The 7,032-nt window shown below is 73.0% G+C and carries 8 protein-coding genes; 2 read left to right on the forward strand and 6 right to left on the reverse strand.

Features of this window, described 5'->3' with window-relative positions:
• Positions 1 to 34: 34 nt before the first annotated feature.
• The 4 genes from H7347_RS08720 to H7347_RS08735 are packed head-to-tail and all read right to left on the reverse strand — an operon-like array spanning position 35 to position 2,604.
• On the reverse strand, positions 35 to 853 hold the full coding sequence (locus H7347_RS08720; RefSeq protein ID WP_152823122.1) for a VOC family protein: 819 nt from the start codon (positions 851 to 853) through the stop codon (positions 35 to 37).
• Positions 853 to 1,149, reverse strand: coding sequence for an RNA-binding S4 domain-containing protein (locus tag H7347_RS08725; RefSeq protein WP_152823123.1), 297 nt, complete (start codon positions 1,147 to 1,149; stop codon positions 853 to 855). Before H7347_RS08725 ends, H7347_RS08720 begins: the two co-directional genes overlap by 1 nt.
• 55 nt (positions 1,150 to 1,204) lie before the next feature.
• Complete coding sequence (locus H7347_RS08730; protein ID WP_186337420.1) at positions 1,205 to 1,861, reverse strand: LysE family translocator; 657 nt, start codon at positions 1,859 to 1,861, stop codon at positions 1,205 to 1,207.
• Complete coding sequence (locus tag H7347_RS08735) at positions 1,858 to 2,604, reverse strand: SDR family oxidoreductase (RefSeq protein ID WP_152823125.1); 747 nt, start codon at positions 2,602 to 2,604, stop codon at positions 1,858 to 1,860. The genes H7347_RS08730 and H7347_RS08735 overlap by 4 nt, the downstream gene beginning before the upstream one ends.
• A gap of 133 nt (positions 2,605 to 2,737) precedes the next feature.
• Here H7347_RS08735 and H7347_RS08740 point away from each other — a divergent pair, with 133 nt between their 5' ends.
• Complete coding sequence (locus H7347_RS08740) at positions 2,738 to 5,092, forward strand: ATP-dependent helicase C-terminal domain-containing protein (protein ID WP_186337421.1); 2,355 nt, start codon at positions 2,738 to 2,740, stop codon at positions 5,090 to 5,092.
• Between the two features lie 4 nt (positions 5,093 to 5,096).
• Here the strand turns inward: H7347_RS08740 and H7347_RS08745 are convergent, their stop codons facing one another.
• A complete protein-coding gene (locus H7347_RS08745; RefSeq protein WP_152823127.1) occupies positions 5,097 to 5,396 on the reverse strand; it encodes a hypothetical protein in 300 nt (99 codons plus the stop codon).
• 19 nt (positions 5,397 to 5,415) lie between these two features.
• Positions 5,416 to 6,210 carry a TSUP family transporter gene (locus H7347_RS08750; protein ID WP_152823128.1) on the reverse strand — a complete coding sequence of 265 codons (795 nt, stop codon included), beginning with the start codon at positions 6,208 to 6,210 and terminating at the stop codon, positions 5,416 to 5,418.
• Positions 6,211 to 6,235: 25 nt separating this feature from the next.
• On the opposite strand from H7347_RS08750, the gene H7347_RS08755 reads away from it, so the two are divergent.
• Positions 6,236 to 6,949 (forward strand): AbrB family transcriptional regulator, encoded by a 714-nt coding sequence (locus tag H7347_RS08755; protein ID WP_152823129.1) that lies wholly within the window; start codon positions 6,236 to 6,238, stop codon positions 6,947 to 6,949.
• Positions 6,950 to 7,032: the final 83 nt, after the last annotated feature.

Genomic DNA, 7,032 nt, shown 5'->3' on the forward strand with positions numbered 1-7,032 from the left:
GCTAATACTTATAGTACGTGCACGCGCAGTGCAACTATATTTTCCCCAGTTGTTCCTCGGCGGCGGCGAAAATATCGTCTCCCTCCGCGATGTCCGGCTCCGTGTAGGCCGCCACCTGGCACAGCATCACGGTGGCCCCGGTGGAGTCCGCGATGATCGCCAGCCGCCCGAAAGGGCTCTCCCAGCCCGGCCGGATCACCTGGCCACCCAGTTCCGGCACCCGCGCCACCGCCGCGTCCACATCCTCGACCCCCAGGTAGCTCTGCCAAAAACTGGGCACCTGCGGGGGAAACTGCCCCTGAGCATCGGCCAGGCCAGCGAAGGCGGCCCCATCGGCGAGCGCCGTAGTGTAGCCCTGCCCCTCCTCGAGCGTCCAACCCAGCAGCCGCCGGTAAAACTCCCCCGCCTGGGCGTAGCGCGCGGTGGCGGTGAGCTCGTGCCACACCGGCGTGCCCGGCTCCCCGGCGGCCACGAAGGCCTCCCCCCGCGGCGGCTCCACCAGGCCAAACAACGCCCCGGTGGCGTCCGCCAGGACTACCAGTCGGCCCGCCTGGGTGGGTTGCGGCTCGCTCAGCACCCGCCCACCGAGCCTCTCGACGTCTCCCATCTGTTCATCGAGGTCGCGGGCCGCAAAGGAGGTGACCCAGGTATCCGGCAGGGCGGAATCCTCCGGCTGGGGCAGCAGGCCCGCCACCGGCAGGCCCTGCACCCGGGCGCGAAGCTGCCCGTCCTCGCTGACCTGCTCGAACTCCCAGCCGAGGAGTTCGGAATAAAAATGCTGGCTGCGGCGGGGATCGGAGGTATTGAGGTCGATCCAGTAGGGCATTCCCGGCTCGGCGTGGAAAGCGGGCATCAGAGGTTCCTCCACTTCTCGGGATCGAAGTCATCGTCGGCGGTGGCCTCGTCGAAGTAATCGTCCTCCGGGGCCGCACCGGCCGCGATCACCCGGGCGCACCGGCCGCCCACGCACACCACGTCCCCGGAAACCAGGGTGCGCCCGCGGCGCGCCTCCTGCTGCTCATTGACGGTCACCGCACCGGCGGCGATGGCCTCCTTGGCCTCGCCCCCGGTGGCCACCAGGCTCGCCAGCTTGATGAACTGCCCCAGCTTGATGCTTTCTTCCCTGATGGGTACCTCAGCTACCTGCATGAGGATCCAGTGTAGCGGGGGTCAAGAAACCAACCCCGCCGCGCACGGAGGCTCCTCACCCCACCGCCCGCACCCCCTCTACCGCCATGTACAGCGCGAGCAGGAGGAAGATCACCCCGGTGGCGGCGTCGATGACCGCGCCGTTGCGGGCGATCCGCGCGGAGAGGGTCCGCACGGCCAGGGCGAAACCGACGAACCAGGCCAGCCCCACAACGATGAGCACGGCGGCCACGATGAGCGTCCAGTGGGCGCCCATGTCCGGGCGGATGAACTGGGAGAACACGGCGCCGAAGAACACGATGGCCTTGGGGTTGGCCATGTTGGTGGCCAGGCCGGAGCGCCAGGCCCGGGCTGGACTCATCGCGGGCCCACCGGAGAGCCCGGGGTCAGGGGCCGCACCGGCGCTGGCGCCACCGGAGGATAACCCGGCGATCCCGGCGCGCAGCGCCTTCCACCCCAGCCACCCGAGGTAGGAGCCGCCGAGGAGTTGCAGCCACCCCAGGATCGCGGGGTAGGCCTGTAACAGTGCGGCCAGCCCGGCCAGGGAGGCCGCGATCCAGATGGCGTTGCCGGTCATGATGCCCACGGCGCACCACACCCCGGCGCGGCGGCCACGGGAGCCGACGCGGGTGATCTGCACTATGTCCGGGCCGGGGCTGGCGATGGCGGCGCACCAGGTGAGCAGCAGCGCGAGGAGGGATTCAATCGTCACGTTTGGTCTTTGGGCATGAGGTGCAGGTGATCCACGTTGACGTGGGCGGGCAGGGAGGCCACCCAGCGCACGGCCTCCGCGATGTCCTCGGCGGTGAGGCTGAGCACGCCCTCGTAGACGGCGGCGGCGCGCTGGGCGTCGCCACCAAAGCGGTTGAGGGAGAACTCCTCGGTGTGCACGCGGCCGGGGTCGATCTGGGTGACGCGCAGCCCCTCGGGGGCGGTGGAGGCCTCCTCGATGCGCTGCACCCTGGTCAGGGCGCGCAGCCCAAACTTGGCGGCGTTGTATCCGGCCCCGCCGGGGTAGGGGTTGAGCCCGGCCACGGAGCCGATGTTAATGATGAGTCCGCCGCGGGGTGAGGCCGCCAGCACCCCGTGCAGGGCGTTGCTCACGCGCAGGGTGCCCAGCACGTTGACCTCGTACATCCAGCGCCACTGGTCGATGTCGGCCTCCACCACGGGGTCGAGCCCCTTGGCACCGCCGGCGTTGTTGACCAGCAGGTCACAGCCGCCGTGGTCCCGCACCGCCTGCGCCAACTGCGCCACGGAGTCCTCGTCGGTGACGTCGAGGCGGTGGGCCTGGCCGCCGATGTCGGCGGCGAGGGCGGCCACCCGCTCGTAGCGACGGGCAGCGGCGATGACGTGCCAGCCGTCGGCGGCCAGGGCGCGGGCGGCGGCCTCCCCGATCCCGGAGGACGCCCCGGTGACCACCGCCGTCTTCAATATGTGATGGTGCTCGCTCATGTCCACCTACTATAGCGAGGGAGACAGCGCACGGATCAGTCACAATGGTAGGCATGACTGAACCCGCCGATCCCCTGGTTCTCCTGGCCCCCGGCCGCCCAGGGCCGCGCCTTAGCGGGGAGAATTGATCCCCGTGCGCACCTTCGATCTCTCCCGCATCGGCTCCGGCCTGCCCTTCGCCGCCGCGCTGTCCGACCTCGCGGAGGCCTGCGCCGAACACCGCCGCGCCGTGGTGCAGGCCCCGCCCGGGACGGGCAAGACCACGCTGGTTCCCCCGGCGCTGGCCAACCTCGCCCTGGGTGGTTCGCCCGCCACCGGCAAGGTACTCGTGTGCGCGCCTCGCCGGGTGGCGGTGCGGGCGGCAGCCCGGCGGCTAGCGGGCCTCGACGGCAGCGCCCTGGGGGATCGGGTGGGCCACCGGATGCGCGGGGGGAGCCTGCCCGGCGCGCTGGTGGAGTTCGTCACCCCCGGGGTGCTGCTGCGGATGGTGCTGCGCGATCCGTCGCTGGACGGCGTGGCGGCCGTGGTGGTCGATGAGGTGCACGAGCGGCACCTGGACACGGACGTGGTGCTGGGCATGCTCATCGAGGTGGCGCAGCTGCGCGAGGACCTGGTGCTGGTGGCGATGTCCGCCACGGTGCAGGCGGCCCGCTACGCGGAGTTGCTGGGCGGGGCGCCCGTGGTGGATAGCCCGGCGGCGATCCACCCCCTGGAAATCTCCTACGCCCCGCACCCCGGGCGCGTGGGCGGCGAGCCGGCCTTCTACGAGCACCTGGCCCGCCTGGCGCGCCGCGACGTGGCGGAGCACGGCCAGTCCGTTCTGGTCTTTGTGCCGGGGGTGCGCGAGGTGGAGCGGGTGCTCGGCCATCTGGGCGGGCTGGGGGTGCCCCTGCACGGGCGGCTGGGCGCGGCCCAGACCCAGGCGGCCCTGCAACCGGGGGCGGGGCCGCGGGTGGTGGTGGCGACGTCGATAGCCGAGTCTTCGCTCACCGTGCCGGGGGTGCGGGCGGTGGTGGACTCCGGGTTGTCGCGCGAGCCTCGGCGCGACGCCGCGCGCCGGATGAACGGCCTGGTCACGGTCTCGGCGGCGCGGCCCACCGTCGAGCAGCGCGCGGGGCGGGCCGGGCGCGAGGGGCCCGGCCGGGTGATCCGGGCGCTGTCCGAGCAGGAGTTTCAGCGCCTTCCCGCCGAGGTCACCCCGGAGATCGCAGTGAGCGACCTCACCCAGGCCGCGCTGTGGCTGGCGTGCTGGGGCACCCCGCGCGGGGCGGGGCTGCCGCTGCTTCAGGCTCCCCCGGCCGCGGCCCTCGACGCCGCCGAGGAGACCCTGCGCGGCCTCGGGGCGCTGGACGCCCAGGGGGCCGCCACCGAGACCGGGCGCGCCCTGGCCGCCCTGCCGCTCGACCCGCGCCTGGGTCGGGCGCTGCGGGAGCTGGGCCCCGGCGCGGCGGAGACGGTGGCAGCGTTGGCTTCCTCCCCCGGCGGGGACATCGCGGAGGCCGCCGCGCCCCGTAAGGAGGTGGAGCGGTTGCGCCGGCTGGTCTCCGGCGCGGGGCAGCCGGCAAGCCCCGGGGCGGTCACGGCCCGCGCCTACCCCGGCCAGGTGGCTCGCCGCCGGGGCACCGAGTACCTGCTGGCTTCGGGCACGCGGGCGCGCCTGCCGCAGGCCTCCCCGCTGACCGACGCCCCCTGGCTCGCCGTGGCGGAGGTCTCCCGCTCGGGTGCGGGGGCGGTGATTCGGGCGGCCGCGCACCTGACCGAGCAGGAGGCCGTCGAGGCCGTAGGCATCACCGAGGAGCACCGCGCCGAGGTGATCCAGGGGCGGGTGCGCGGGCGGCTGGTGCGACGCCTCGGTGCGATCGAGCTGTCCGCCACCCCGGTGGCGGTGCCCGCCGAGCGGGCCGTGGAAGCCCTGGCCGCCACCGTGCGCGCCGAGGGGTTGGGCATGTTCCGGCTTTCCGACGCCGCCTCCCACCTCCTCGACCGCCTCGCCTTCCTGCGCACGCGAGTGGGCGAACCCTGGCCGGATCCGGCCGCCGCCGACCCCGAGGTGTGGCTGCGCCCGGAGCTGGAGGCCATCGCCGCCGGCACCCCCGTGACGCGGGTGGATCTCTCCCCCGCCGTGCGCCGCCTGCTCCCCTGGCCGGAGGCCGCCCGGCTCGACGAGCTAGCCCCCGAGCGCCTGGCCGTGCCCAGCGGCTCGCGCCCCCGCGTGGACTATTCCGAGGGCCGCCCGGTGGTGCGCGTGAAGCTCCAGGAGTGCTTCGGCCTGGCGGAATCCCCCGTGTGCGCCGGGGTTCCGGTGCAGTTTCGCCTGCTCTCCCCGGCGGGGCGCGACCTCGCTATCACGGACGACCTCGCCAGCTTCTGGGCCGGGCCCTACGCCCAGGTGCGCGCGGAGATGCGCGGCCGCTATCCCAAGCACCCCTGGCCGGAAGACCCGTGGAGCACCCCGGCCACGGCGCGGACGAAGAAGGGGATGCCTTAAGGCCTTACACCGCTACCGCGCCCTCCACCCGGGCGAGCCGCAGCAGGAAGGCGGCGTCGAGGAGCACGCCGGGCTGCGCACAGCTGCCGCGCTGGCAGAGCTGGAACCCGGCGGGTAGCTCGGAGCCGTGGTGCGCGGCGGCCACGGCCAGGGCGGGCAGGTCGCTGGCCTCGGCCACCAGGTGAGCGCGGCTCAGCCCCAGCAGGCGGGAGGCGCGGCAGAGCCCCCGAACGATCGCGTCCCCCCGCGCCTCGGCCCAGCCCTGCGGCACGTGCGCCACGAGGGCGTCGGTACTGTGCTTCATGCTTGCCCAGGCTAGGGTGCTACCCTGCCGCCTGGCTGCCAAGGAACTGTTGGTATGCCAGGTATGCGCTCATCACCACCACGAGGGCCAGCAGGGCATAGCGCACCAGGCGGGTGCCGCCGCCGAGCACGGTGCGCGCCCCCAGTTGCGCACCACAGATATTCGCCGCGGCCAGCACCAGCCCCAGGGACCACCACACGTGCCCGCCCAGCAGGAAGACGCACAGGGCGCCGAGGTTGGTGGCGGTGTTGATCACCTTGGCCATCGCGGCGGAGGCCACGAAGTTCTGCCCCAGCAGCGCGGTGAAGGCCATGATGAGGAACATGCCGGTGCCGGGGCCAAAGAAGCCGTCGTAGGCGGCGATCGCGCCGACTACCACCAGCACCGCCGCCGCGCGCCACCCCGTCCAGGGGCGCGGGCGGGCCCGCGCACCGAAGTCCGGGCGCAGCGCCACGAAGATCCCCACCCCTACCAGCAGCGCGATGGTGATCGGGCGCATGATCGCGGCGTTCATCCCGGCCGCCAGCAGCGCGCCCGCCGCCGCGCAGGCCAGCGCCAGCGGCACCGCGAAGCACAGGACGCGCCCCGGTGGTCGCACCCGACGCACCAGGGTCGCGGCGGCCGACGCCGTCCCGCTCACTGAGGCCAGCTTGTTGCTGGCCAGCACCGTGGCGTAGGGCACCTGCGGCGCGGCCGCGAGCAGCAGCGGGATGAGGATCAGCCCGCCGCCGCCCACCAGGGCGTCCACCCACCCCGCCAGGGCCGCCCCGCCGGCCAGGAGCGCCCAGGTGCCCGCGCCGAGTTCCACTGTCATGTGAGTCACTCTATAGGGTGAGGTCATGGTGAGCCTCCCCGATCGCAGCACGGCCGGTGCCTGGGCACTGGTGGTACCCCTTTCCACGGCCCTCGGGGTGGTGCTCAGCCGGGCCCACGTCCCGGCGGCGTGGATCGTGGCGGCCATCGCGGTATCGGGGGCCTTCGCCCTGGGTCGAGGCCAGGAGCTGCGCGTGAACACCCATTATTACCGCTTCGGGCGCGGCATCATCGGGATCATGGCGGGGCTGCCGCTGGTGAGCATGGCGCCTGCCACCCTGGCCTCCTTTACCCTGCCCGGTCTGCTCTTTTCCGTGCTCACCGTGGGTTGTTCCCTAGCCGTGGCCCTGGCGCTGGCTCGCGCGCAGAAGGAGGTAAGCCGGGAGACGGCCGTGCTGGCCATGCTGCCGGGCGGGGCCTCCACCATGCCGCTCATAGCCCGGGAGGTGGGAGCCGATTATCGCTTCGTGGCGCTGACCCAGTACCTGCGCCTGCTGGTGGTCTCGGTGACGCTGCCCCCGGTGGCGCACCTGCTCACCCCGCCGGATTCGCCCGGGGCGGAACAGGGCGCGTACCGCTTCCGCCTCGGGGCCACGGTATTAATACTCGCCATCGCCCTGGGCGGGGATCGGGTGGGACGGTGGCTGCGGCTCCCGGCCTCCGGGGTGCTCGGCCCGCTGCTGCTCACCGTGGCGTGCGGGCTGGATGGGACATTGGCCGGGAGAAAGTCAATCGCCTGATGAGCCTGCTAGGCATTAGTGGTGTGCTGCGGCATAAATCCACGCGCACGACAGTGACCAACCCGAACAATCCCCGGTTTGCT

This window comes from Corynebacterium sp. zg-331 (assembly GCF_014267345.1).
Taxonomy (GTDB): Bacteria; Actinomycetota; Actinomycetes; order Mycobacteriales; family Mycobacteriaceae; genus Corynebacterium.

Excerpts from the sequence above, each read along its gene's own strand:
- H7347_RS08755 (WP_152823129.1), top strand. The coding sequence starts at position 6,236 with ATGGTGAGCCTCCCCGATCGCAGCACGGCCGGTGCCTGGGCACTGGTG.
- H7347_RS08720 (WP_152823122.1), bottom strand. The coding sequence starts at position 853 with ATGCCCGCTTTCCACGCCGAGCCGGGAATGCCCTACTGGATCGACCTC.
- H7347_RS08725 (WP_152823123.1), bottom strand. The coding sequence starts at position 1,149 with ATGCAGGTAGCTGAGGTACCCATCAGGGAAGAAAGCATCAAGCTGGGG.
- H7347_RS08745 (WP_152823127.1), bottom strand. The coding sequence starts at position 5,396 with ATGAAGCACAGTACCGACGCCCTCGTGGCGCACGTGCCGCAGGGCTGG.
- H7347_RS08750 (WP_152823128.1), bottom strand. The coding sequence starts at position 6,210 with ATGACAGTGGAACTCGGCGCGGGCACCTGGGCGCTCCTGGCCGGCGGG.
- H7347_RS08735 (WP_152823125.1), bottom strand. The coding sequence starts at position 2,604 with ATGAGCGAGCACCATCACATATTGAAGACGGCGGTGGTCACCGGGGCG.